The 26,245-nt window shown below is 36.1% G+C and carries 14 protein-coding genes; 6 read left to right on the top strand and 8 right to left on the bottom strand.

All coding sequences use genetic code 11. The features are described 5' to 3' along the window. Positions 1-139 precede the first annotated feature (139 nt). A complete protein-coding gene (locus tag KO502_RS09215; RefSeq protein ID WP_216022287.1) occupies positions 140-532 on the bottom strand; it encodes a helix-hairpin-helix domain-containing protein in 393 nt (130 codons plus the stop codon). A gap of 359 nt (positions 533-891) precedes the next feature. Between KO502_RS09215 and mfd the strand changes: the two genes are divergently transcribed. From mfd to KO502_RS09200, 3 genes are all read left to right on the top strand, one after another. Beyond that, on the top strand, positions 892-4,575 hold the full coding sequence (gene mfd / locus KO502_RS09210; RefSeq protein ID WP_216022286.1) for a transcription-repair coupling factor: 3,684 nt from the start codon (positions 892-894) through the stop codon (positions 4,573-4,575). A gap of 178 nt (positions 4,576-4,753) precedes the next feature. Then, a complete protein-coding gene (locus KO502_RS09205; RefSeq protein ID WP_216022285.1) occupies positions 4,754-6,451 on the top strand; it encodes a CsiV family protein in 1,698 nt (565 codons plus the stop codon). An 89-nt stretch (positions 6,452-6,540) separates the two neighbouring features. Further along, positions 6,541-6,843, top strand: a complete 303-nt coding sequence (locus KO502_RS09200; protein ID WP_252730694.1) for a DUF1244 domain-containing protein — start codon at positions 6,541-6,543, stop codon at positions 6,841-6,843. Between the two features lie 126 nt (positions 6,844-6,969). Here KO502_RS09200 and KO502_RS09195 read toward each other — a convergent pair whose 3' ends face one another. Beyond that, complete coding sequence (locus tag KO502_RS09195) at positions 6,970-7,704, bottom strand: pseudouridine synthase (protein ID WP_216022284.1); 735 nt, start codon at positions 7,702-7,704, stop codon at positions 6,970-6,972. Between the two features lie 266 nt (positions 7,705-7,970). On the opposite strand from KO502_RS09195, the gene KO502_RS09190 reads away from it, so the two are divergent. After that, positions 7,971-11,189: an HD domain-containing phosphohydrolase gene (locus tag KO502_RS09190; protein WP_216022283.1), complete on the top strand. Its 3,219-nt coding sequence runs from the start codon at positions 7,971-7,973 to the stop codon at positions 11,187-11,189. A 245-nt stretch (positions 11,190-11,434) separates the two neighbouring features. After that, complete coding sequence (locus tag KO502_RS09185; RefSeq protein WP_216022282.1) at positions 11,435-13,723, top strand: alginate lyase family protein; 2,289 nt, start codon at positions 11,435-11,437, stop codon at positions 13,721-13,723. 4 nt (positions 13,724-13,727) lie between these two features. On the opposite strand, the gene KO502_RS09180 is transcribed toward KO502_RS09185, so the two are convergent. Then, positions 13,728-14,189 carry a hypothetical protein gene (locus KO502_RS09180; protein WP_216022281.1) on the bottom strand — a complete coding sequence of 154 codons (462 nt, stop codon included), beginning with the start codon at positions 14,187-14,189 and terminating at the stop codon, positions 13,728-13,730. A gap of 134 nt (positions 14,190-14,323) precedes the next feature. Further along, positions 14,324-15,475: a cupin domain-containing protein gene (locus tag KO502_RS09175; RefSeq protein WP_216022280.1), complete on the bottom strand. Its 1,152-nt coding sequence runs from the start codon at positions 15,473-15,475 to the stop codon at positions 14,324-14,326. Positions 15,476-16,252: 777 nt separating this feature from the next. Here KO502_RS09175 and KO502_RS09170 point away from each other — a divergent pair. Continuing rightward, entirely contained in the window at positions 16,253-21,322 is a 5,070-nt protein-coding gene (locus KO502_RS09170) for a diguanylate cyclase (RefSeq protein ID WP_216022279.1), read from the top strand. Between the two features lie 101 nt (positions 21,323-21,423). Here KO502_RS09170 and KO502_RS09165 read toward each other — a convergent pair whose 3' ends face one another. From KO502_RS09165 to lpxK, 4 genes are all read right to left on the bottom strand, one after another. Next, positions 21,424-23,556 (bottom strand): lipoxygenase family protein, encoded by a 2,133-nt coding sequence (locus KO502_RS09165; protein WP_216022278.1) that lies wholly within the window; start codon positions 23,554-23,556, stop codon positions 21,424-21,426. 477 nt (positions 23,557-24,033) lie between these two features. Next, positions 24,034-24,855, bottom strand: a complete 822-nt coding sequence (gene kdsB, locus KO502_RS09160) for a 3-deoxy-manno-octulosonate cytidylyltransferase (RefSeq protein ID WP_216022277.1) — start codon at positions 24,853-24,855, stop codon at positions 24,034-24,036. A 3-nt stretch (positions 24,856-24,858) separates the two neighbouring features. Beyond that, positions 24,859-25,056 carry a Trm112 family protein gene (locus KO502_RS09155; RefSeq protein WP_216022276.1) on the bottom strand — a complete coding sequence of 66 codons (198 nt, stop codon included), beginning with the start codon at positions 25,054-25,056 and terminating at the stop codon, positions 24,859-24,861. A 115-nt stretch (positions 25,057-25,171) separates the two neighbouring features. Next, positions 25,172-26,239, bottom strand: a complete 1,068-nt coding sequence (gene lpxK / locus KO502_RS09150; protein WP_216022275.1) for a tetraacyldisaccharide 4'-kinase — start codon at positions 26,237-26,239, stop codon at positions 25,172-25,174. Positions 26,240-26,245: the final 6 nt, after the last annotated feature.

Below are 26,245 nucleotides of genomic sequence, written 5' to 3'. Positions count from 1 at the left end.
TGTTTGCTCTTCTTTATATTAAGAACAGACAAAGCATGTGATGTGTAGGTGGCTACACGCATATGCCATAACGCCATATAAATTTTAATTCTAAAAGATCAACAGATCCTAACGTTACTAATATAAATTAAATATTAGATTAAATGGTAAGCCTACCTTTATTTTCACTTAATATTTTTTCACCAACACCACTCACTTGGCTTAATTCATCAACGGATTTAAAGCCGCCCATTTGTTCACGATAAACAATAATGGATTTAGCTCGGCTATAACCAATACCTTTTAAGGTAAGTAATTGTTCAAGAGATGACTTGTTGAGGTTCACTGTTTTCTCTTTAACAACCGCCCCTCCTTGGGCAGACTGAGTAACACTAGTATCTTGGCTAATAGCAGAAAATGGTGTTGTCAGTAAAGCGATACCAATTGCTAACGTTGGTAAAAACTTTTTGAGTTGATGTATGTTGAATAAACTTGTTTTCAGTGAGCGAGTTTTGCATAAGTTTTTTTTAAGTAGAACTGTACTATTTTTCATCTTTAATTCCTTCTAAAGTATTCCATAAAATTAACTGCTAAGCGTTTAATCAAATCCTAATTACTACTTAACAGTATTATTATTTGTAGATTGATATTTTACTTTTGTCAAAATTAACAACTATAAGTCGCATTATAATAAGCCGAATATACCAATTGAATATGATAATAGATCTCCTGATAAAGTAGCTGCTAACTCAGAGTTACTCCACCTCATAAAAACCCGATAAGCTAGTAATGTACAAACAAAAATACATCTGCACTAGCGATCTTCGGCTAGCTTAATTAGAATAGCTGCTAATTAAAAATATTTAGCATATTGCGTTGGTAAATTTCGCCTGTAATTAGTGTAAGGAAATCATGAGTAAAGTAAGCAGCCTGTTAACCCCAGTATTGGCGAAACGCCGTGGTAAAAACCCAGATAAAAAAAGTTGGCATAACTTACATGGTAGCAGTAGCAGTGTTGCACTTTATCAAGCAGTAAAAACAGCGCAAACACCGATTCTATTAATTACCAATAACACACCACAAGCGCTTAAAATAGAACAAGAACTAAGCAGTTTAGCGAAAAAAGATAAACACGATACAATCAGTATTTGTTTGTTTCCGGATTGGGAAACATTGCCTTACGATAATTTTTCACCACACCAAGACATCATCTCGCAACGTTTAGCGACCTTATATCAATTATCGCGTATGAAAAGCGGCATTATTATTGTGCCTGTCACCACTTTGGTACAAAAACTTGCACCAAAACAATATATAGAAGCCAATAGTTTAATCATTAAAAAAGGCGATCGTAAAGACTTACATCAAATGCGCCAAGCACTGCAAGAAAGTGGTTATCGTAATGTCGACCAAGTTCTTGAGCATGGTGAGTTTTCAGCCCGTGGCGCTATTTTAGATCTTTTCCCTATGGGCAGTAAAACGCCTTTTCGTTTAGATTTTTTTGATGATGAAATTGAAGAAATAAGACTGTTTGATCCAGAAAGTCAGCGCTCTAAAGACAAAATTGACGAAATTAATTTACTGCCCGCTCATGAGTTTCCTATTGATGAAGCCGGCATAAACTTATTTCGTAGTCAGTTTCGTGAGCAATTTAGCGGAAATATTCATAAAGAATCGGTTTACCATAAAGTCAGCAATGGCATATTACCGCCAGGTATTGAATATTACTTGCCTCTATTCTTTAATAAAGACGTTTATAACCAAAAAGAAGCTCCAACCAATACGTTAAGTAACACATTATGTGATTATTTAACTAATGACACTTTAGTGGTGGTTAGTGGCGATATCGAGGACTCACTTTCTACCTATTGGCTTGATATAGAATATCGTTATGAAAACAGACGTTATGATCCAACTCGACCTTTATTGCCACCAGATCAGTTATTTTTAACCGCAACTCAACTTTATAGCGCATTAAAACCGTTTGACCGAATTACTATCACTAAGCAGCTAGCAATACAAACCACGGCGTTAAATGACAACGCTTTATTAGCCGCTAAAGAAGATGATAATAACGAGCAGCTTATTACCGAAAAGACTAGCGAAAGTACTAGCGAAAGTACTAGCGAAACAGTTAATGCTGAAAGCGATGTTAAGAGTAAAACGAAAAGCAGTGAAATTTACTTTGATGTTAGCGCCCTACCCGACTTAACAATTAATCATAAGCTAAAACAGCCTTTTGAATTAATTAATAAATTTATTGCCAGTAAACTTACCCCTAGCAAAGTACTGTTTATCGCGCAAAGCCAAGGTCGCCGTGAAAGCGTACTTGAATTATTAGAGCGCGATAATATCAAGCCTGCACAATTTGATAATCTTGATGACTTTATCAATGCTGACGATAGTATTGGTATTACCGTTAACAGTTTAACGCAGGGTTTTTCGTTTCAAGCCAAAGGTCATAGCCAGAAAAATGCCATTGCTTTAGTCACAGAAGCTGAATTACTGGGCGATCATGTTTCACAGGCTAGGCGCAGAACTAAAGCGCAAGACTTACAAGCGGACGCTTTATTTAAAAATCTAGCAGAATTAACCATCGGCCAACCTGTAGTACATATAGAACATGGTATTGGTCGTTACTTAGGCTTACAGACCATTGAAAATGGCGGAATAGTTACTGAATTTTTAATGCTCAGTTACGCCAACGAAGCCAAACTTTATGTACCTGTTAGCTCATTACACTTAATTGGCCGCTATTCTGGTGCTGATAGTGAAAACGCACCTTTACATAAATTAGGTACCGATACTTGGAGTAAAGCTAAACAAAAAGCCGCTGAGAAAGTACGTGACGTTGCTGCAGATTTACTCGATATTTACGCTAAACGCGCCAGTAATCACGGTCATACCTTTAAACGTGACAAACAAGATTACCAAGCCTTTAGTAACAGCTTTGGTTTTGAAGAAACCTTCGATCAAAAACAAGCCATCAACGCCGTGGTTAGCGACATGTTATCGCACAAAACCATGGACAGACTGGTGTGTGGTGATGTTGGTTTTGGTAAAACCGAAGTGGCTATGCGCGCCGCGTTTATTGCTGTTAATGATGGTAAACAAGTGGCAATACTTGTACCAACCACCTTACTTGCACAACAACATTACGAAAACTTCAGAGACCGCTTTGCTAACTGGCCAGTAACCACCGAAGTATTATCTCGCTTTAAAAGCGCTAAAGAGCAAAAGGAAGTGATTGCCCGCGTTGAGTCAGGACACGTTGATATTCTTATTGGTACCCATAAACTGCTGCAAAATAGTATTAAATATAAAGACCTCGGATTATTAGTGGTTGATGAAGAGCACAGATTCGGTGTTAAACAAAAAGAAAAGATCAAACAGCTACGCAGCAATGTTGATATTTTAACTCTTACTGCAACGCCTATTCCTCGTACTTTAAATATGGCGATGGGCGGCATGCGTGATTTATCAATCATCGCCACACCGCCAGCAAAACGTTTAGCGGTAAAAACCTTTGTACGTGAACACGATGAAGCGTTAATTCGCGAAGCTATTTTACGTGAAACTTTACGTGGTGGTCAGGTTTACTACTTGCATAATCATGTTGATACCATTGATAAAACCGCTGCTGATATTCAAAAGTTAGTACCCGAAGCGCGTGTTGTTACAGCGCACGGTCAAATGAATGAACGTGAATTAGAGCGAATAATGAGTGATTTTTATCACCAACGCTTTAACGTGATTGTTTGTACCACCATTATTGAAACCGGTATTGATGTACCAAGTGCCAACACTATTATTATGGATAGAGCTGATCATCTAGGTTTAGCCCAACTTCATCAGTTACGTGGTCGTGTTGGTCGCTCGCATCACCAAGCTTATGCCTATTTATTAACGCCGCATGAAAAGCGCATGACTAAAGATGCTAAAAAACGTTTAGACGCCATCGCATCCTTAGAAGATTTAGGTGCTGGTTTTACCCTAGCAACCCACGATTTAGAAATTCGTGGTGCTGGGGAGTTATTAGGTGAAGACCAAAGTGGCTCCATGAGCCAAATAGGTTTTAGCTTATACATGGAAATGCTCGACCAAGCAGTTGAAGCCTTAAAAGAAGGTAAGCAACTATCTCTTGATCAAGTAATGTCGAATCAAACAGAAATTGAACTGCGTATTCCTGCGCTATTACCTGAAGACTATATTTTTGATGTCAGCTTACGTTTAAGTTTATATAAACGTATCGCTAGTTGTAAAACTAAAAACGAGTTAGATGATATTCAAGTAGAATTAATTGACCGTTTTGGTTTATTGCCGCAACCAAGTAAAAACTTAATTCAAGTTGCTAAATTACGACTTAGAGCACAAACCATCGGCATATCTCGTATTGAAGCAAGTGCTACAGGTGGCTCAATTGAGTTTAGTAATAATACCACAGTTGATCCTATGTTAATTATTGGTTTGATTCAAAAGAACCCTGCAATGTATAGCATGGCAGGCGCAAGTAAATTAAAATTTGTTAAAGCCAACGAGGATACTCAACAACGCTTTACGTTAATTGCCAATATATTAAATGATTTAATAAAGTAATCATTTAATAAAGTCAGCATTATAACAACACACGGTTAGATAAAGTTATTTAGTAAAATAATGATATATAATGGTAAACTTGAATGGTTAGATAGTCGATGTTACTTTTTGTTAATATTCTACTAACGCTTTAAGTGCGATAACTCTGCCTTATAATATGGATTAATACGGATCTTTAATGAAATACAATTCAACTAATGCCTTCAACTTACCAGTTAAGCGCCGTTTAAAGCTAACCACACTAGCTGCTTCTGCACTGTCCTCCTTGTGTATATTGAGCAGTTTTCCCTTGATGGCTGCTTATAATGATGCTGATAAGGCTGACGACCGTTGGTTTGAAATTGAAGTTATTCTGTTTAAACATAAGACTATTAATTCCTCAGATAAAACAGAGCAATTCACAGCGAATGACTTAACCGATAAAAAGCGTAATGCCATTGATTTATTAACACCTTATATACAACCGAATATCGCTTCACTAAAGCAATTATTACCGCCTTGTGAACAGAACTCAACAGACTCTAGTGCTATAAGCACAACACTGAATGTATTGCCTTACAGTCAGTATTCAGAACAATTTTCTGTACCTGAATATACAATATGGAGTGATACTGTTAATCATAGTGATACTGTTAATCATAGTGATACTAGTCAGCTTATAGAAAAGCAGCAAGGTGATATACACAACGCATCAATAGCTGCGTCATCAAGCACCACTCCCCCTAATATGTCAGTTTCGGTGATTGAAAACCGAGATACTTCGCAACAAGCTCAATTCGGTAAACAAAACGTTAGCGCATTATTATCTCAAATGGCATTAACAAATTTCACTCAGTACCCAAGTGATAGCAAAGTACCCCTGTGTATTATCTCTACTGAAACGCTTACTAAGCACCTAACAGCTGAACAACAAGCAATTTTTGAAGTTGACGGCTTTCCTGTTGCTGAGTTTAAAACAACTGTCGATGGTTTAGAGCAATGGAAAGACGATGAAAATGGTGAAATAACGTGGGCAAGTAACAGTCCTTATTTAATTAGCCAAGACTCATTACGATTAAAATCTATTGCCAATAGGATCAAAAGATCCCGTAATTACCAGTCACTACTGCATGTTGGGTGGCGCCAAGTTGGCGAAGCAAAAAGACAAGCAACAGCCGTTAATTTGTTTGCCGGTGAAAATTTAATGAATGATTACCAACAAGCACTTGCAAAAAAAATTAGTACACAAGGAACAATTACCAAAAATGCTCAATCAAATACACTCGTTGGCACCGAAAGCACGTTTAAATCAGACGAAGTTCGCAATGATAATTATGTTAAAGAGCAACAAATACAACAAGTAAAACAGCAAGAATTAAACGCTATTTTCGAGCAATTTACACTTATAGCTGACAGCAAAAAAGAGCCTTCATCAGAAACTGAAAATTTAAACAATAGCAAACAAAACACCACTGAAAATAAAGAGCAAGTTCAGCGTATTGTTAACGAATTAACTTACGACATAGCTAAAAAGCCCTTGGCCATTTCCGCCATTGAGGGGGATAATTCAGAAACTGTCATTCTAGCACCAATTCAACCTTGGTCACTCGATGGTTTATTTAAAGTCCACTTAGATCACTACCTATACATCAACACTGAATTTAACCTTGTTGAAAAAACTAAGTCTGCAGCTAAAGTCAGCTTTAATAATGGTTTAGTTAACCAAACCACAACAGATGATAAGCCTTTTAAGGTGATTAGTTTTAAACAAGATCGTCGCGTGATCACTGGTGAAATTCATTATTTTGATCACCCAAACATGGGCATGGTATTACAAATAAGACGCTTTGACCCAACTAAACCTGCAGCAGAAGCTGTGACCCAAGCAAAGAAGTAGTCAGAGCTTATTCTACTTCTCTGTATAGTTGATTTATACAGAGGAGTAACATTCCCACAACTTAATGATGTGTCTATAAAGGTAAAGTCATGAGCAAAAACATAGATAAAGAAGTAGAAATTCAGGCGGCAGTATTTCGTCGTTTATTAGCACACTTAGATTCTCGTAAAGATGTACAAAATATTGAGTTAATGAACTTAGCAGGATTTTGTCGAAATTGTTTTAGTAAATGGACTGTGCAAGAAGGCGAGAAATTAGGCGTAGACGTTGACATTGATACCGCACGCGAGCAAGTGTACGGTATGCCTTATAGTGAATGGAAAGAAAAACACCAATTGCCAGCCACTGCAGAACAAATGGCTAAGTTTAACGAGTTAAATCCTAAGAAGTAACGCTGAAGTTATTGCCTCTAGCCTTACTTCGTAAACGGGTTCTTTAGGCTTAGGTGCTAGAAATTAGATGCTCTAAACGTTTTTAGTAAAGTTTTTTCTTAACGAGTTAAATTATTTTATACTCAGTTAAGAAGCAAATAAGGCTATTTCATCCATAGTTAATTCGCGCCATTCACCTGGCGCTAAATCACCTAAAACAATATTACCAATTTGCTCACGGTGTAAACCAACCACACGATTACCAACAGCGGCAAACATACGCTTAACTTGATGATATTTACCCTCAGTGATTGTTAATAGCACCTCACTGCGATAACTTTCATCATCAATCAAATCGTCTTCCTCTACACGTACGAGCGATGCCGGACGAGTTAATCCATCCTCACCTTGTAATTGTAACCCTTGAGTGAACTGCTCAATTAATTCCGGCAGTTTTTCATCGGTAATTTCATTACGTAACCACACCCGGTAAGTTTTAGGGCACTCTTTTTTAGGTGAGATCACATTATGCGACCAGCGACCATCGTCTGTTATTAATACTAGACCTGTAGTATCAGCGTCTAACCGACCAGCAATATGTAAATCAAAAGCTTTATCAACGTCCAAAAAATTTAACACCGACGGGTATACTTCATCCACATTAGAACAAATAGAGTCAACCACTTTATGTAAGATGAAATAACGAGAGCCTCGTGCGGTAAGTTGTTGTCCATCAATAGTAATGATGTTATTTTCATGTACTTGCATAGCCGCATTTTTAGCAACGTCACCATTAACTCGAACTTCTCCGCTTTTAAGCATCTTTTTTGCTTCTGTTCTCGTCAGCTCAGTACTTTTACAAATAAACTTATCTAGGCGCATTACAAAATATTCTTTAACTACTATTCAATGCCCCTATTATCCTTACCTAAGATATAAGTATCAATAACTTTAAGAGCTAAAAATTAATTAAAACTTAACTAAAAAATTAACTAAAAAATTAACTAAAAAATTAACTAAATAGTTTAAAATTTGCTTACGTTTATAAAAAAGATATAAGTAACCTCATAATAAAACAGTAAAAACCACTTTTAATTTTATATAAAAAAGCTACACTGAAGACTGTAATAAAATAAGTGGTAGTGATAATGACGAATTTCAAGGACAAGAAAACGTTTACCCCAAAACGCTATACGATTCGGTTTACCGTCGTTAGTATCTTCATATTAGCCACGTTAATCACGGCGACCATTGCTATTGGTTTGCAATATCATTTCAGTAAAAAAATGGCCGTTGAGTCTACCCAGCAAATATTTTCATTAACAAGCGATAAAACTCAAGAAGGCTTTAGTTCATTAGATAGAAACGCCGAGCAAATCACTCGCTTATTAGCGACATTAGGTGATTTCATACAAGGTAATAACCTCAATCAAACTGCCTACTCTCTCTTTGCAGAATCATTAAAAAACAATAACGAGTTTTATGCTATTTATGTCGGTTTTCCTAACGGAAATTTTCATCAATTAGTTAACTTAAATGCAAGTTCAAGCATTAGAAAACAAATGCACGCCACTAATGAAGACCGATGGTTACAGCTTATCGTCAACAATGAGTCTGATGAAAAAACGGCGACTTACCAATATCTCGATTCTGAACTATCTGTACGCTCATCCAAGAGAGAGTCCAGTGACTATGAGGTAACGGCACGACCATGGTACTTAAACGCACAGTACAACACAGTGTATAAAACCAAGCCTTACTTGTTTAAACACTTACGAGAACCAGGACAAACTTATTCTATTAAAATCCCTAATACCGAGATTGTATTAGCAGTAGATATTGCCCTCTCCTCATTTAGTCAATATCTAACTAAACAAGAGCAATTATCCATTGATAATTTACATAAAGAAGTCTATTTATTTCAACGCTCAGGTGAGGTAATTGCCAGTAATCAACAACACAATGCGCAGCAGTTACATCAACATATCACTAAGTTACCCTTAAACCAGCAACAGCGTCAGTTAATTGCCAATACTCCGACATTAAGGGTTTCTAATGAACTGGACTGGGCTCCTATCGATTTCTCTATTGCAGGAGAGCCAATGGGCTTAAGCATCGATATATTGACTTTAATATCATCAATGACGGGGTTAACGTTTGAATATAGCAATGGCCTAACCTGGCCAGAGCTTATAATGAATTTTGAAAATAAAAAGATCGATGTCTTACAACCTATTTTTAAAACCTCTGTTAACAATAAAAAAGGGCTATATACTAAGCCTTTTATCGATTTACCTTTAAGTTTAGTTACCTTGCCTAATACTGATAGCATTGGTCATATTGAACAACTTAAAGAAAAAACGTTAGCTATTCCCTCTGGTTGGTCAATTATTCCTTTAATTAAAGAAAACTACCCCAAAATACGTCTAAAAGAATATCCCTCAAGTAAAGCGGTATTAGATGCTGTCGCTACAGGAGAAGCTTACGCAGGATTAGACACACAAGCGATATTTCAATATACACAAAAGCAGTTTTTTATCGATAATATTAAATATCACACCAATATCAAATTAGGTAAAGCTCACTTAGATACCTCACTGCACTTTATGCTGCATAAATCTCAACATGCGTTAGTCGATATTTTCAACTTAGCTATAGACAAAATTAATGATAAACACTACCAAGAACTGCACGAAAGATGGTTTAAAAATCCCACAAACAGTTCAGAAAAAAAACTTAACGATATAAGTAAAGTGGTTCCATACCAAGCACTTATAGAAGAAGCAAATAATATAAAAAATTATGGAAAGTTAACGGAATTCTTGCATGAAGATGTAAAGTACTTGTTGTATTTAACCCCTATTACGGCCCATCAAGATGAGTTTATCGCTATCGTTGTCAATAGTGACTACATCTATGATCAAAGTCTTGAAAAAGTTAAGATATCTATAATACTGACAACACTAATTCTCTTTTTGACCTTGCCTATTAGTTGGATTTTTTCTAGTCCTATTGTTAAACCGGTTAAACTCTTAGCGCTGGAAAATGAAAAGGTGATTAAAGGTCAGTATAATAAAGTTAGGCGTATTTATAGCAATATTAAAGAAGTGGATGCGTTAGGCGTATCACTTTTAAAAATGTCTGAGTCAATCGAAAATCATGTAAAAAAACAAGAAGCCCTGATGGACTCCTTTATCCAACTTATTGCACAAACAATAGATGATAAATCTCCATATACTGGCGGACATTGTAACAGAGTGCCTGACTTAGGTATGTTGTTGGTAAAAGCGGCTGAAAAAGATACCAATCACTTTAAAGACTTTAGCTTTAAATCAAGAGATGAGTGGCGTGAATTTAAAGTATCGGCTTGGCTACATGACTGTGGAAAAATAATTACTCCTGAACATATTGTCGATAAAGGCAGTAAACTTGAAACAATTTATAACCGCATACATGAAATAAGAATGCGTTTTGAAGTGTTATGGCGTGATGCAGAAATCACTTACTATCAAGCCCTCATTGCCCAACCGTCTCAACAAGAGGCTTTGTATAAAGCGCTTACCGAACAACAACAAAAACTAATAAACGATTTTAACTTTGTTGCCAGTACCAATGTTGGCGGAGAGTTCATGGATGAAGATAAAGTCGTTAAACTACATAAAATAGCACAACAAACTTGGCAACGTCACTTTGATGATACTTTGGGGTTATCACCCGTTGAAGAACTGCATATAGCAGAACAAAGCCAAAACAGTCAGCAAGAGCTGGAGGCAAGTTCACAAGCGCTTCCCGTTACTGAAATGCTATTAGCTGATAAAGCACAGCACATTTTTAAACGAAAAAATCAGTTAGCCTTTGATGAAAAATTTGGCATAAAAATGTCAGTACCTGAGCATCAAGCTAATTTAGGTGAACTATATAATTTATCGATTTCTCGGGGCACGTTAACCGTAGAAGATCGTTTTATAATCAACGAACATATTATTGAAACTATCAAGATGTTAGATCAACTCCCCTTCCCTCCTGAGTTAGCTAATGTACCTAAATATGCATCAACACACCACGAAACCTTAATAGGAACAGGTTACCCCAGAAAACTAACTGCTGATGACTTAACTATCCCTGAGCGGGTATTAGTGATCGCTGATATTTTTGAAGCATTAACAGCTGCAGACAGACCATATAAAAAAGCCAAATCGTTAAGTGCGTCTATCAATATACTGCACAAGTTTGCTTTAGACCAACATATCGACATTGATTTATTCGAGCTGTTTTTAACCTCAGGCGTTTATTTAACTTATGCCAATAAATATATGCATGTAGATCAAATTGATGAAGTAGATATCAGCAAATATATCCGAAGTTAAACTGTTTATGGGCTATTAGTTGCTAGCACATATTTTTGTATTGCAACAACCCCATGTGTTTATAGTTAAGCATAAATATAATCACCTACTGCCCTACATCATTTTTATTTAAAGCGCTAAGAACACGCTTTAATTTTAACCACTTGACATGAGCGATAAATACCCATAATTTGTATACTATACATACAGAGACACATTAAAAACACACCTAACTCTTAAATTAAATAATTAACAGAGTGAGTCCTATGAACATCAAACTTCACATTGTAATATTATTCCTACCATTATTTTTATTTGCCTGTGGTGGCGGTAGCGATACACAAAACACACCGTCTACAAATAATGATACAGATAAAACCCCTGAACCACTTTTTGATGAATCACCTGAAAATTCTGATACTGACGATCTTGACGTAATCCCCCTTGACGACACTGTTGATGTTCTGCCTAGTCAAACACCAGAAACGCCTGATAGTAATAATCAAGATTATTCTGACGACGTAGTCGATGGTGGTCTACAAAATGGCGACCTAGAAAATGATAACCCTGTAATTACCAACCCTGCTGATAATGATACAACTCAGTCTGATGAATATACAAACCACGTAGCAAAGATTACAGACACGTTAACAACAGATACAGGGGAGCTTAGGTATCAACTGAGTGCTCCTGTAGAGTCTGGGAAAATAAGCTTATCATTTTTGAAACAAGCGTCTGAAAAAGATGCATTTATTACATTATTTGGTAGCTCTACCACAGTAAGTACTGCACTCATTGACTTAAGAATAAAGTCTGGAAGTTTTGAAATTAGAAACCTAGACACTCTTGTAATTCAACAAACATTTGTTTCAGGTGAGTGGGTTAATGTTAAAATTTCTTGGGATACAACACAGGCAACTGAAAGCGTAGCCCCTCTTTTTACCTTAACGATTAATGGCAATGAAGTTGGCGAGTTTAGTTCTGGCTCGTCTGATTTATCTTTAGTGAAAAGTGGCGTTGAATATGTCGGAATGAGGCTTGGCGACAACCTTTCGGTACTAGAGTCAGCTTATTATATTGATAACTTAGCTATTTTCTCCGGTAAAGAGTTCTCAGGTACAGAATATTCAGGCACAGAAAAGCAGGAAGTATTATTCTCTGATAATTTTGAAAACCACAAAGCAGGTACTTCTTTAAAAATAGCACCTTATGAAAACAATAATACCAATGAAGCAATAGTTTATGGCTTACCCATTGACCTAGTAAATATATCTGAAATTTTAGACTTAGATGGTGACGGCATTATAGGTAGTGAAGATCCATTTCCGAATAATCTCTATAATTATGAATCAATTACCGTGTGTAGCCGAACGGAAGATGTTGGAACGAAAGACCATGAATGTGAAGAAAAAAGTTTCATGGATTATGGTTTAGGCAGTATAACTGATTATAAAATCACTGATCCCTCCGTGCTTTTATTTGACAGATCTGCACGTAAAGCTGAATTAGCCACCTACCCTCAAGAAACTGTTGATTCAATTTGTACCATTGAAAAACCAGTAGATTACGACAGAAAAATTGAAGCTCTACCTGAAAAATACTATGGCGGAGAGTATATTCATGGTGACGATTATGTGTATGACGATGCAGAAAAGGAGCGTTTATTAGACTTTAAAGAAGCATTTACCGTGGCTACCGCAGATTGGTTTGTTAATGAAAATGAGCAAGCGGTCACCTTTATGGTTCAAAACCTTTTATTATGGGCTGAAACTGGCTCTTTAACTGAAATTGATTTAGCTCACGGAAGAAGTACCTTTGACATGAAAAGGTGGAGTATTGCGGTATTATTTGCTTGGGAAGCAATTGGAAACCTTGATCTAATTGCTGATGCTGACAAACTTGTTATCGAAAGTTACCTTAATACAATAATCTCACGTATGGACTATCACGACTACATTGAACAAGGTAGCTCTGAGCCAACTGGCCTAGATATGTATAATCATGGTTGGTTTAAAGACGCTATTAATATGATGTGGGGAATTAAAACCAATAATGATTTGTTATTTCAGTTGGGCATTAAAAGGTATTTAAGAATACTTGATGGTCACCTTCGTACAGACGGTTCAGTTATTGCTGAAACTCAACGAGGGAGTGTTGCATTACACTATCATACTGTTTCGGTTGGTCATGCGGTTCAATTAGCGGAAATCGCTTATCAGCAAGGATATGATTTATATAGTGTCAGTGTGAATGGCTTAGACATACATAAGGCGGTAGAATATACCATATCCGCAATAGAAGACCATTCTCTAGTCACTCAATACAGTCAATACCAATTAACCTGCACTGAGGAACAATGTAATAACTGGCAAGTGCAAGACTTTAATGAACGCAGTGGTTGGAATGATGCAGCCTTTTTAGAAATTTATATTAGGCGCTTTCCTGATAGTGAATTAGCTAAACGACTAAGAGATTACTTCACCCTACCAGAGTTTAATTCTGTTTATCACGACACGTTAGGTTCAATTACAAGCTGTGATTTTAGGCAGTATTAGTTTGTTAATTAGATTTTTTAACACACAAACAGTATGCCCACGCTATTAAGATCAACTGTAAAGGTGCACGTATCAATAAGTAAATGGGTCCCCATTGATGACCACCTAAGCCAACACTATTGACCGCAGCATAAATATTGGCAGGAAAAAAGACTATTAATATTAAAATAGCCAGTTTTGCGGCAATTTGTTGATACCTTGGAATAAATAACGCACAGCCTACTAAAAGCTCTAATACCCCCGTGGCATAAATTAAGAATATTTTCAAAGGCACCCAAGGTGGTAGCATTAACGCCATACCTTCGGTTTTAACAAAGTGCCCAATAAAAAAGAAAATAAAAGCAAAGCCTAAGCCCCAACTGGCGTATTTTCTACTATCTAAAGTTGTGCGCTTTAATCTCGAATAGATTAAAGCAAACGCTAACGGGCACGAGAGAATAAAAAGAATTAATATCGGCGTTATCATAGTTTAATTCATTTGGCTTACAATCCCTAAGCAATAACTAAGCAACCCCAAAGTAAGCCCTAAGTGACTTCGCTAATTCTTTAATTATCTAAGCGACTATTTCTCTCGTACCATCGTTTGCTTTAATGAATTGATTACTCTACTTCAGCTAAATACCAATAACCTTGGTTAAATAATACCGTCACTAATTCAACAAAAGCCGCGTTGTGACTCCAGTCACTTAAATCATTAGGGGATAACATTACCTTATCACACAATAATTTAACGCCATCAGCAATATCAGGGGAAAACTCTAATTCACTACCGTTGATGTAACATAAACCTTGTTCGACGGTGTCTTCAAAATAAAACGCACGTAAGCCACCTAAACGTTTAATTGCATGACTATTAAGTAAATTACTTACTTCGGTTAGTTCAAAGGGTTCATCTGGCAACATAATATCTAACTCATGCTTTGCTGCTGTTAGAAACTGTCCGGTAAAGTTTTTAAAGCTAGTGTCATCATCTAATAGGTTTTGTACTTGTGACTTAATACTCGCGTAATCGTCATTGCTAACTGCGCCGCTATTAGTGACTACCTTGCGACTTGGATCCGTTAAAAGCTGTGTGCCTTGCTCTGTATCAATTAAGTGATCAGCAAAAGCGCTAAATACACTAACCGCTGAATTAGCTCTGAATCCAACAGAAAAACTCATAGACGTGTCTAAGGAAATTCCTTCATGAGGAAAGCCCGGCGGAATATATAAAATATCACCAGCTTCTAATTCAACATCAATAATGGCTTCAAAAGGTTCAACATGTAATAGTGATTCGTGCGCGGCAAATTCAACATGTTCACCGTTATTACCAACACGCCAATGGCGTTTACCAGAGCCTTGACAAATAAAGGTATCGTAATTGTCTTTATGTGGGCCTACACTGCCGCCTGGCATAGCAAAACTTGCCATTAAATCATCTAAACGCCAGTGTGGTAAAAAGCGGAACGCTTCAATAATTTCAGCGGCTTCTTCTGAAAAATGGTCAAGGGCCTGCACAACCAAAGACCAATCTTGCGTACCTAAATGCTCATAACTTTCAAAAGGGCCAAATTCAGCTTGCCATTGCCCATCTTTTTTATGAACCAAGCGCGATTCAACTTGCTCTTCCATGGCAAGACCTGCCATTTCATCAGGAGCAATAGGATCAAAAAAATCTTTGAACCCTTGGCGAATAACAACAGGTTTTTTTTGCCAATATTCATCAAGAAACTTTTGTTGTGTCATTTGGTTCAAATTTAATGTGTACATAGTAATCTCTGTTAGGTTATGACTTATAATAATGACATTAAGTCTTTTCAACTCAGCTTTGTGTTAATAAAATTATACATAAGCACAATTGAATAAAGGAATAACTTATTTGAATTGTACTTTATCTTTAGCAATAAACGGACGCTGATGAATTGTTATTTAATCACAACGTGAAGTAATAGTGATGTTTAATGAGTGAGATTATACTTACAACCTAGCAAAGTTAGAATACCGATTAACATAAAATTTATACCTCAACCCCTTAAAGATTTATACCCCTCTTATTTACACCTCTGCCTTTAGTGGACTTATGTACAATAAGAAAGCAATCGTGCTTATTCTGACAAAATAACTTACTTTTAATATTTAAACGCGGATGTAAATATATTGTTATACTAAAGATAAGTTTTTTACTCATTATCAAAACTATTCAAGCTATAAAAACCTAACCGCATTACCTAGCTCATCAACCAATACAACATATATTTTCAAACATACAGTAATATAAATTTCCTCCTTTAATTAATTCACTCTTACGTATGTTTTAAACTGTCGTTTAAACACAGTTAAACTCCCGTTAACATTATCATTTAAATTTATTATTTATTATTTATTATTTATAATGAATCAAATAAATAATAGCTTAGAATAACATTGCACAATTACTCGTAAGAGGTATCATGTTTAAAGTAAAATGCTGCAAACATTCATTGGTAAGGGATATATCAAGTGAATAAAGTCACTGTAATAGCTATAAATTAAAGGTTAGTAGTCTTAATGAATTTATCTCTCTTTGAAATACAAAATATTATCTATTCATACGAAGATACTGTTGTTGCACGAGCTATTTCTCATCACCCTGAAATTACCGACTCTACGGTTATTATTAAATATCAAAATACTGATTACCCTTCTGCTGAATTAGACTCTCGCTGGAAAAACGAATTTAAGTTATTACAAGCTATAGATTCAAACTGGGTGATAAAAGCTCATGCGCTAAAACAACATAAAAACAGTCATATTTTAGTATTAGAAGATTTCTCATCTACCAACTTAAGTCATCTTATCGCAAAAGACACACTCACTTTTGAACAGCGCTTACATATAGCCTGTCAATTAACAACTGCTTTAGCCGATGTACACCAAGCTCAATTAATTCACCGAGATTTAAACCCAAGCAACATTTTAATCAACCCTGATACCTTACAAATAAAACTATGTGATTTTGCTTTAGCAACACGTTTAAGCCATAAACAAGTAAAAGCGCCTAACCATAAATTATGGGGAAAGTTTGAATATATTTCACCTGAGCAAACAGGGCGTACCAATATAAACGTTGACTATCGAAGTGATTTTTATTCCCTAGGTATAACTTTATTTGAATTGTTTACTGGTAGGTTACCTTTCATCTCACGTAATGCTATGACCTTATTACACTCTCATATTGCTCGAACACCAGAGCCAATGGTTGATGTAAAACCGGGTACTCCGTTAGTCATTTCTGCAATTGTCAGTAAGTTAATGGAAAAATCGCCAGATAATCGTTATCAGAGTAGTTTTGGTCTACAAACAGATTTAGACAATAGCTTATCTCAATGGCAACAAAGCAATCACATTGATAACTTCCCCTTAGCAACAACCGATGTATCACTTCAATTTAATGTCTCCAATAAACTTTATGGTAGACAACACGAACTCATTACTATTTTAAACGCTTATCAGCGCACCTGTATTGGTCAAACTGAATTGGTAATGGTTAGTGGTTATTCAGGCGTTGGTAAATCAGCATTAGTTAATGAATTACAAAAAACAATTCTCGCCACTGACGGTTTATTTATCACCGGGAAATGTGATCAATACAACCGCGGCCAACCTTTTGTCGTGTTAATTGACGCGCTAAAACAATTGTTACAACACTTATTAAGCGAAAGTAATGAAAAGTTAAAACAATGGCGTACTAAATTACAAATGGTTTTAGGTAATAACGCCGCCATTATTACTGAGTTATTACCCGATTTAGCTTTAATTATTGGTCAACCACCGACATTAACCGCATTACCTCCTGCTGAATCAGAAATGCGATTAAATATGGTGTTTATAGATTTTGTGAGTGCGCTATATTCGAAAGAAAGGCCACTCGTTATTTTTCTTGATGACTTACAATGGGTAGACATACCAACGTTAACATTACTACAAAAGCAAGTTAGCGATAACAATAAACAAGGTTTATTTATTATTGGAGCTTATCGAGATAATGAAGTAGACCAAGCACACCCGTTAGTGAAAGTCATCGACAGTATGGCGCAAGATGAGTTCTTAACCCAACTGCACATAGCACCATTACAAATACAACATGTACAACAGTTACTTTGTAACACCTTACAGTGTGACTTTGAAAGTGTCGCCAGTTTAGCCGAACTATGCATGCAAAAAACGCAAGGGAACCCTTTTTTCCTTAACCAGTTTTTATTAGCGCTTTACCAAAAAAATAGTATTCAGTACCACCATGAAAAAGGCGTATGGTTATGGTCTATTGAGGAAATAAATCAACACGCTATGACAGATAATGTTGTAGACCTAATGATTGTTAAATTTAAAAAACAAAGCCATGAAAGTCAATTACTTGCTTCCATTGCCGCGCACCTGGGTCACAACTTTACGCTCAGGCAACTATCATCAGCCTGTAAGGGTGATTTAATAACTACCGCAAAAAACTTATGGCCATTACTTGAAGCTGGTTTTATATTACCGCAAGATGAACATTATCAATTTATTGATGATGAATACCGCTTAAATCAATCACAATATGCTTTTTTACATGATAAAGTTCAACAAGCAGCTTACCAATTAACACCTGAAGAAGGTCGTGAGCAGTTACTTTTACACATTGGTCGACACTGGCTTGAAAACATTACCGATGAAGAGTTAAACAGTAACCTTTTTACCTTATTAAGAGTGCTCAATGGCGCAATTAATATTATTGATGATGAAAAAGAATTAACAAAAATAGTAGGGTTAAACGTAAAAGCCGGTTTAAAAAGTAAAGATGCTGCAACATATAAAGATGCAGCTAAGTACTTTACTTTTGCTAAAAAACACTTGGCTGCCGATGCATGGAGCCATAATCTCCCACAGGCATTAGCAGTTAATAAAGGTTTAATAGAAACAGAATTTTTAGCCGGAAATATTGATGTCGCTAGAGCGCTGTATCTTGATTGTATTAATACTGCACCTACCGATAAAGCTAAAATAGCACTCATTTTAGTGCAAGCAGACCAATTTCAATCTAGAGGAAGTTTTGCTGACGCTATCACGGTGTTAATGGGCGGGTTAGCAATATTAAAAGTTGATTTTCCCGCTAATGAAAGTGAAGCAAAAAAACAGTTAAATAACACCTTCAGTCATACGCAAGAATTACGTAAAACCTATAGTGATGAACAATTATTAGCTGCAGAGAAAATGACAAGTGAACAGTGTTTATTGCGTATGGAAATTCATAATGCACTTGCCCCTGCCTTTTATTTATCCGGTAGTGCGCTATCTTATGCAACTAACGCCTGCAAGATGGTGCAATTGACATTAGAGTTTGGACAATGTGAATTAAGCTCTATAGGTTATGCTGCATATGCTACCGCAATGTCTATGATGGGAGAAAAACCGCCGGCCTGTTATCAAATGAGTAAATTAGCAAAAAGTGTTTCTGATTTATGGGAAAGCAAATACCATCGAGCCACTATTTATCAATATTTTGCTTCGAGTTACCAACACTGGTGTGAGCCTATTGAAAACACTTATCCTTATCTAGATCAAGTAATAGAGTGGGGAGAAGAAGGCACTAATCTTGTGTTTGCAGGGTATTGTGTTTTATTTAAAGCTTGTAATAAGCTTATTAAAGGTGAACCCTTAGAAGAGTTACAAGCCGACATAGAGCAAGGTTTAGCTTTTTTAACGAAAAAACAACAACCTGCTACAGTTAATTTTGTGTTATTGGGCGCTTATCAAAGCGTATTAGCACTGCAAGAGAAAACCATACCCTCAAGGTCTCTCAATACAGCCTCATTTAATATTAATGACCACTTTACTAATGACTTTCATACTCCCTCAATGGGCATGGCTTTTTATACGTTTACAGCGCTACGTTATGCTTACCTCATGGGTGATAAAACATTACAAACACAATGCATTAAAAATATTGATATTGTCTGTATGTTTTTACCTGACAGTCCAATAATGACTGAAAGTCTGTTTTACCTTGCCTTGATTTTAATAGATGGCATTGAAAAAGATATAGAAAAAAACAGCGATAAAACGAATACCAACAAAGAGAAGAGCTCAAATAATTTGGCAAAAGCACAAGAGATTTGTCAGCAATTTAAAAGCTGGTCTGTACATAGCGACAAAAACTACCTCCATAAATATTATTTACTGTCGGCTGAAATAGCGCAAGTACAGCAAAATGATAAAGCAGCAACCGAGTTTTATGCAAAAGCGCTTGATGCCGTTGAAGCAGCAAACTTTATTCATATTGAAGCGCTTATTAATGAACGATATGCAAAATACTGGCGTAATATAGGGCAAAATCGTATTGCCGAAAATTGTATTAAAGATGCTCATTACCTCTATTCTCGCTGGGGAGCTACGGCTAAATGTACTCAACTAGAAGAGCAATGGCCACAACAACGCTTTAATATTATTAGCACTACTTTTACATCACACGGTAATTTGCAACATTCAATACAAAGCTCTTCTTATAATCAAGCACAATCTATTGATTTACATTCTCTACTGCAAACCAATCAGTTGTTATCTGAAGAGATTTACGTTAACTCGTTATTAGAAAAAATGATGACTGTGTTAATGGAAAACGCAGGCGCTCAATACGGTGCGATAATCATTAGTGAAGATAATCAATTAACTGTTGAAATTGTTGGCTCTATTGCTAACCCTTCAACGTCAATCGACAGTAAGCTACACAATATTAATTTAGATGATGTAGATAGCGCACAGCAGCCATTATTACCTGATGCTTTAGTGCGTTATACCCAAAAAACGATGAAAACATTAATCATAGATAACCCTGGTGATGATCCTCGATTTATTCATAACACGTATTTACGAATGAATAAGCCTAAATCCGTATTATGTTTACCTATTACCGGTCAAGGTCGTTTAATCGCAATTGTTTACCTAGAAAATAATTTAACCGAGCATGCCTTCACTAAAAAACACAAAGACATGGTGGAGCTTATTTCGGCACAAGCGGCGGTATCATTAATCAATGCTCGTCATTATGAAACTTTAGAAAACAAAGTAGCTCAACGTACTGAAGAGCTACAATTATTAGCAATAAAAGATGGTTTAACCGGTATTTTTAATCGCCGTAAATTCGATGTTACATTAGATAAAGAGTGGGGACGAGCTTCGCGTGAATTTACCTCTTTATCATTAATGATGATAGATATAGACCATTTTAAAGCTTATAACGATAACTACGGACACCCCGAAGGTGATGCTTGCATTAAGTTGATAGCACAAACCTTAAACTCCATTGTTGCGCGTAAGAATGACTTTGTTGCCCGTTATGGTGGTGAAGAATTTGTTATTTTATTAACAACATCTGATCAAGAAACGATTGAAAGTATTGCTCAACATTGTATTGAAAAAGTCAGGGCGCTGGCAATACCGCATCAGTTTTCTGAAACAGCCGACCACATTACTATTAGCATAGGCATGGCCACTTTAACGGCTCTACCCCATGTCAGCTCTAGTACTTTAATAAAGCAAGCGGATACGGCTCTATATCAGTCAAAAGAGAAAGGACGAAATCAATTCACCTACGCAGAATAACCCCATTACAATACCTTAAGTAGAATACCTCGCGTTAAGCCAATTAATGTTAAGCCGATTAATTATCTTAATCGGCTTATTACGTTTTATGAAGCTCTTTTTTAGATACTCGTACTATTCGGGATCATTGAAGGAAGCTGAAAAGTATAAGGCATTGCGCGGTTTTTATTACGATGACAAATTTCAATTTCAATACCCGCTAATTGACACTGAAAATCACTTACCACTTCAGTTACTTTTTCATCTTTAAAGTACGCAATACGCGGATCTTCATTGTATTTACCAAACACATCATATTGAACACCACTCAATAAATATTCAAACGATAAAGTATATAATGCAATATCAAGCGGTGGACACCAAGATAATAGGTCTTCTTCTGTATCCAGTTGAGTTTCTTTACCTGGTGGTTGATGATAAATACAACCCGTTACGCTCGGTGCAAATGACATTAATGGGTATTGAGCATAATTTACCGACGCATGTTGAGGTCCTGCAATATAGATAATATGTGAGACAAGTTCGACCAAATAATCGAAACTATCTATTTTAAAAGGTTGTTCAGGATTATTGGTAGCAGTTAAACCGTTAAGCCCTTTAAAACCAGCTAATTTCGGAGAAACTAATGCCGAAATAAAACCTTGCAACTCAGTATCTTGCTCAACAGTTTTATCATCATTTTCATAATATACCGTTAAATATTCTCGTACGAAGCTTTTGATTGCTTGCCATAACAGCAAGGTGTCATCACGAAACTCAAAATGCGGTAAGCTGTTTGTATCGACCCCACGGTCTTTAAATAACTGCTCAGGGCTTTGTTCATCCCAACGCCATGACTGCCTCGCTTCTGCAATCATTTCGAATGAAGACTCAGGTGTTAAGCCAACATCACATGCAGTAACACCGCCAGGAATAATGAGATTATGCAAAGCATCATTATTGATATTTAAGGTAAAGCGAAAATGCGGGATCAATAAGGTAAGTATTGGGTGCTGCCTTGATAGCTCTCTATTAGCAGCAATAATAATGGTATCTAGAATTAAATGACACGCACCAAGGTGAGCGACATTTTCATGCTGTATTGCACTACAAATATTTACGGTTTGTTTCGCTATTTGCCATTTTAAGCCATTGCTATCATTTGCATCACTACAATCATTTGGTGTAAATATAGGTGTTTTAGATGCATCATATTGTTGATCTAACTGAATCGCAATCGGTCGCATATATCCATCAGTTTCAGGGTAACCTGCGGCTCGCTCTTTACTCCAATAAAACACTGCAATTGGGGCTGTAACATAACGTTGCTTACCATGAAGTATGTTACTTTTTTTGCCTACTAACATGGTGTAATCACAAATATACAAACGTTTTTGTTCAACGGCCGTTTGCAACGTTACCTTGTTATCACCTAAAACGGATTGCAGTATCGCATCAGTCAGCGGCATTTTATTAAGTAAGTTAGATAATAACATCGCATTTTTTGCTTGTTTGTTATCATTACGTACTGCTAATAAATTAGTTGTATTAAAGCCACCCGTTTGTAAATAACCAAAAAACCAATCTTGCTGATAAGGCGCTTTATCACTTTCCATCCATGGCTTATTCTTAATGGTAACGGTTAATGGTGGCGTTTCAAATGACTGATAAAGATCATTATAATCAGTAATTGAGTCCGCTTTTAAGTAATCACGCTTACCGTCATTATTAAGTAAATCATACAATGTTGATTTCAACAAAGCTGTAGGCCCCTCTTCCTGAACCTCTTTAATAACGGCCTCTATACCTTCCATCATTTTTAATAAATCTTTAGGAATATTTTGAGCATCTTCTAAGGCGGTAGGCAATTTACTTAAGCTATACATAAAGTTCTTTAAATTTTTAAGATCTTTATCTGGATGAAATACACTCATCTCCTTTTCTAGTTTGATATAACTCTGTTCGATATCAGTAAATATGTCGCTATCAATATCGCCATTTAGTTCTTTTTCAAGTAACTCTATAACATTCGTTTTAAAGTTCTCAGCTAATTGAAAAAATACTAATAATACCCCTTCTTTATATTTCAGTGAAAACTCTTCACCAACAGGAACATCAGCAGATAACGGAACACCTTCTAAGTATGAGGTCATATAATTATATTTAGTACGAGCTAGAGATAGTTGAAATTCTCGCGTAGATTTCACTTCAGCATTATCATGTTGAGGAAGACTAGGCAGGGGGCTAATCGACATGTTATTTCCTTTTTATTATTTTTAATTTCAATCAAGTTAAACGACACTATTGCTTGAATAAAGTAGACAGGCTAAGCATAAATAAAGCAATACCAAGTAGCAGCGTACTTTTCAAACATCAGGGAATACTTTCTCTAAGAAAGTATATTTATGAACCTGACTGAAGGTTAATTATTAAGATTTAATTTAGTTTTAAACGTTTAGGTATCTGTAGTTGGGCTACTACAGATGAATAATCTATATGATTTTTATGACAAATAATATAGTTAACCTTGAGATAACATTGGGATAGGACAGGTATATTTAAAAATAACAAAACGTATTAGCTAAACAAATAAGTCTTTAAGTAGAGAGGTACTTCTCTGAGCAGAAATAAATAAGACAGGAGCCTACGTTATATTAACCCTATAACGTAGGTAAACTAGCGAAAGATTTTCTGAGTGAGTAATCACTAAATGAGGTAACTTATTAAATATTTTAATAACTTACCAAGCTTGCGGCATACGTTCTTGCTTTTGCTAAATCTTCAGGGGTATCAACACCTTCAACAGGTACATGACTATTTGCTACAGCAACGTGAATTTTCTCACCTTGATATAAAACCCTTAACTGCTCAAGTGCTTCAACTTGCTCTAATTCACTGGTTGGCCAATTAACATAATCTTTAATAAAACCCGCACGATAAGCATAAATACCAACGTGTCTTAAATAGTAATCGCCTACCTCTGTGATATTGTCAGCGGTATTTGCATCACTATTTAAAAAACGCGTTCTATCGTAAGGGATAGTTGCACGAGAAAAGTATAATGCGTAGCCGTCTTTATCGAGTATTACTTTCACCGCATTCGGGTTAAAGGCCTCGGTAACACACTTAATGTTAATCGCTAAGGTAGACATACGCGCAACATCACGATTTTCTTTTTGATTTGCTAAATTATAGGCAACTTGTGCAATATTAGCAGGTGGAATAAAGGGTTCATCACCTTGCACATTAACAATTATTTCATCATCACTGAACTGGTATTGTTCCATAACCTCAGCAAGACGTTCAGTGCCTGATTGATGATCGCTACGCGTTTTACAAACCTCACCACCAAAGCTTTTTACCACAGACTCAACTTCGTCGTTATCGGTAGCTACGATCACTTGCCTAGCCCCACTAAGCTCTGCTTTTTCAACAACCCATTGGATCATTGGTTTACCTTCAATATCCGCTAATACTTTGCCAGGTAAACGTGAAGATTGATATCTAGCAGGAATAACTACCACAAAGTCTGTTGTACAAGTAGAAGAAGACATAAATTAACTAACCTGCTCAGCTGTTTTGCTCGCATTAATATCGCGGGCTTCACTTTCTAGTAGTACAGGAATATCTTTTTCAATACGAAAGGCCAGTTTATCAAAATGACAAATCAATTCTTTTGCTTCTTTGTCGTAATCTAATTTACCTTTACATACTGGACAGGCAAGGATTTCCATTAATTTTGTATCAAAAGCCATTATTATATCTCTTTAAATTGATTGCTTATTCTTTGTTAGTTTTTAGTCCCATTCAATACTTAAATTCAGAGTAAGTTATAGAATGATTTAGCTACTTAACTATTTAACTATTTATTTAACTAGGTGTATTTTGAATTACTAACGGGTTAATTTTATCGGTAATCATTTGTTTTTCAATGTCAGAAAATTCAGCATCAACCGGTAAGTACCACCAGTTATTTTTACAAAACGCTTGGCATTTTACCGCATCTTTTTCGGTCATTAACAGCGGTGTTTTATCATTAAATTCGCTAAAATCAGTAACCGTAAAACTATGATGGTCAACAAAGCTTTTTTGCTTAATTATTGTTATCTTATTAGCGTTAAGTGTATCAAAAAATCGTTGTGGTGCGCCAATACCCGCAATAGCATTAACATCACTTTTTCCATGTAACTTAATAAAATCGACAATGCTAAGTTTCTTTTGAGTCGCTAAATTACATAATTGTGTCGCTGTCAAACTCATGTGTAAGGAAGCGATATTAGCTTGTTTATTACTTATTGTTGGCTTTTGAGTTAATTTATTCTGCTCTGCTTTACCATTATAAATAACTAAGTCACAATGTGATAAACGCCACTTTCCTTCTCGCAAAGGCCCCGCTGGTAATAATAAACCATTGCCAAACAAACGTTTACCATCAACAATAATAAGTTCTAAATCTCGTTGTAATCGATAATGCTGCAAGCCATCATCACTAATAATAATATCGCAACCCTGACTAATAAGTAACTCAGCACTGGCAATGCGATCACTTCCTACCGCCACTGGCACTTGGCAACGTTTATTAATCAGTACTGGTTCATCACCCGCTTCAACTGGCGTAGAATGTTCAGTCACTAGATAAGGGTAATGCGCTGCTTGTCCGCCGTAACCGCGAGAAATAACACCGGGTGTTAAACCAAGTGAACGCGTTAACTCAACAAGATAAATAACAACAGGAGTTTTGCCATTGCCGCCAACACCAATATTACCAACAACAATGACGGGTTTGTTTAATTTGACTGACTTGGACAAACCTATAGTAAAGCCAATACGTCTTAACTTGCTGATTAGCCAAAACAAGAACGACAAAGGTAACAGCAAAGGAATTAATAGCCACTTAGCTTTGTGACCTTGAAACCATACTTTTTCAATTAAACGCATATCAGC

Source organism: Colwellia sp. E2M01 (genome assembly GCF_018860585.1).
Taxonomy (GTDB): Bacteria; Pseudomonadota; Gammaproteobacteria; order Enterobacterales; family Alteromonadaceae; genus Colwellia.
Note: the sequence above shows the minus strand (reverse complement) of the source record. Positions and strands in the feature narration are given on the sequence as shown.

Bases quoted from the DNA above. Each gene is read 5' to 3' on its own strand.
- KO502_RS09215 (WP_216022287.1), bottom strand. From the start codon at position 532: ATGAAAAATAGTACAGTTCTACTTAAAAAAAACTTATGCAAAACTCGC.
- mfd (WP_216022286.1), top strand. From the start codon at position 892: ATGAGTAAAGTAAGCAGCCTGTTAACCCCAGTATTGGCGAAACGCCGT.
- KO502_RS09205 (WP_216022285.1), top strand. From the start codon at position 4,754: ATGAAATACAATTCAACTAATGCCTTCAACTTACCAGTTAAGCGCCGT.
- KO502_RS09200 (WP_252730694.1), top strand. From the start codon at position 6,541: ATGAGCAAAAACATAGATAAAGAAGTAGAAATTCAGGCGGCAGTATTT.
- KO502_RS09195 (WP_216022284.1), bottom strand. From the start codon at position 7,704: ATGCGCCTAGATAAGTTTATTTGTAAAAGTACTGAGCTGACGAGAACA.
- KO502_RS09190 (WP_216022283.1), top strand. From the start codon at position 7,971: ATGACGAATTTCAAGGACAAGAAAACGTTTACCCCAAAACGCTATACG.
- KO502_RS09185 (WP_216022282.1), top strand. From the start codon at position 11,435: ATGAACATCAAACTTCACATTGTAATATTATTCCTACCATTATTTTTA.
- KO502_RS09180 (WP_216022281.1), bottom strand. From the start codon at position 14,189: ATGATAACGCCGATATTAATTCTTTTTATTCTCTCGTGCCCGTTAGCG.
- KO502_RS09175 (WP_216022280.1), bottom strand. From the start codon at position 15,475: ATGTACACATTAAATTTGAACCAAATGACACAACAAAAGTTTCTTGAT.
- KO502_RS09170 (WP_216022279.1), top strand. From the start codon at position 16,253: ATGAATTTATCTCTCTTTGAAATACAAAATATTATCTATTCATACGAA.
- KO502_RS09165 (WP_216022278.1), bottom strand. From the start codon at position 23,556: ATGTCGATTAGCCCCCTGCCTAGTCTTCCTCAACATGATAATGCTGAA.
- kdsB (WP_216022277.1), bottom strand. From the start codon at position 24,855: ATGTCTTCTTCTACTTGTACAACAGACTTTGTGGTAGTTATTCCTGCT.
- KO502_RS09155 (WP_216022276.1), bottom strand. From the start codon at position 25,056: ATGGCTTTTGATACAAAATTAATGGAAATCCTTGCCTGTCCAGTATGT.
- lpxK (WP_216022275.1), bottom strand. From the start codon at position 26,239: ATGCGTTTAATTGAAAAAGTATGGTTTCAAGGTCACAAAGCTAAGTGG.